Below are 1,421 nucleotides of genomic sequence, written 5' to 3'. Positions count from 1 at the left end.
ACAGCAGGAGTTCACCCGCAACCACCAAGCCCGCTACCGCGATGGGCTCAACCTCGCGGCTTGATCAACAACACCCCGATTGGATCTGCACCCAAACTCGACTGAGCCTCAGGCGACGTTTGCCCTGTCGACCACCGCGCATAGGCGTTCGTCGGCGGCGTGCTTGTTCCGCCAGATGATGTAGCGACGGATCATGCTTCCCTGCTCCTTGTGGCTGGCGTGGTCGGTGCCGTCGAGAGTGAAGTAGCGCAGGGCGGTGAACTGGGCCTCGATGCGGTTGAGCCAGGAGCTGTTGGTCGGGGTGTAGGCGAACTCAACGTTGTTGGCCGCGGCCCAGTCACCGACCCGGGTGTCCTTCTTCGTGGTCAGGTGCGGGGAGAAGTTGTCGAGCACGATCGCGATCCGGATCTCGGGCGGGTAGAGGCTGCGCAGGTAGCGGCAGAACTCCAGGAACTTGGTGCGGTGCTTTCTCGGCTTGATGTGGCCGTAGAGCTTGTCCTTGCCGAGGTCGTAGGCGGCGAACAGGTGGCGGACCCCGTGCGGGCGGGTGTAGGTCGCCCGGCGGCGGGGCCGGGGCTCCCGGTCGGGGTTCTTGTGCTTCCCGCCGCGCTCGGCCCACTGCCGCCCGGGGTGAGGCTGGAGGTTGAGCGGGCCGAACTCGTCCAGGCAGCAAACGACTTCGGGCTCGCCGTCCTCGGGTATGACTTCGCCGTCAGTGATCGCGTACAGGTGCTCGACGCGAGCCTTCTTGGCCGCATAGTCCGGGTCGCGGGAGCTCTTCCAGGTCTTTATGCGTTGAAACGAGACGCCCTCCTCGCGGAGCAGGACCCGCAGGCCCTCATGGCTGATGTCGTCGACCACCCCCTCGGCGACCAGGAAGTCGGCCAGCTTGTCCAGGCTCCAGGTCGAAAACGGCAAGCCGTGCTCGGCCGGCCTGGACTTGGCGATCTTCTTGATCTCGCGCCGCTCGGGCAGCGTGAACGTCCTCGGCCGGCCGCCCCTGTATTTGGGGTAGAGGGAATCGAAGCCGTCGGCATTGAAGTTGTGGATCACGTCCCGGACCCGGTCCGCGCTGGTGAACGTCACCTCGGCGATCTTCGCGGCAGGCATGCCCTGCGCGGACAGCAGCACCATCTGAGCCCTCCGCCAGGTCACCACCGACCCGGTGCCTCTACGGATGATCCGCAGCAGGCGCTGCCCCTCATCGTCATCGATGTCGCGGACGCGTACTCGTTCTGCCACCTGGACAGCCTGGCGGCACAACGCCGTCCGGACCAGCATCCGAACGGCGCGTCACGTCACTACGGGGCAAAGGTTCTCTGATGTGGCACTAGTAGGGCCTGGTCAGGTCGGCGCGGTGGTGGCGTGTCCTTGTGTCGGGTGGTGTCGTTGGTGTGGTGTGACACCTGGGGAGATGGCCG

The 1,421-nt window shown here is 65.7% G+C and carries 1 protein-coding gene; it reads right to left on the bottom strand.

The window, feature by feature from the left end:
* Nucleotides 1-108 precede the first annotated feature (108 nt).
* Nucleotides 109-1,242: an IS630 family transposase gene (locus ABZW30_RS47010; RefSeq protein WP_355677497.1), complete on the bottom strand. Its 1,134-nt coding sequence runs from the start codon at nt 1,240-1,242 to the stop codon at nt 109-111.
* Nucleotides 1,243-1,421 lie beyond the last annotated feature (179 nt).

This window comes from Kitasatospora sp. NPDC004669 (assembly GCF_040609455.1).
Taxonomy (GTDB): domain Bacteria; phylum Actinomycetota; class Actinomycetes; order Streptomycetales; family Streptomycetaceae; genus Kitasatospora.
This window is presented reverse-complemented; position numbering and strand designations above follow the sequence as displayed.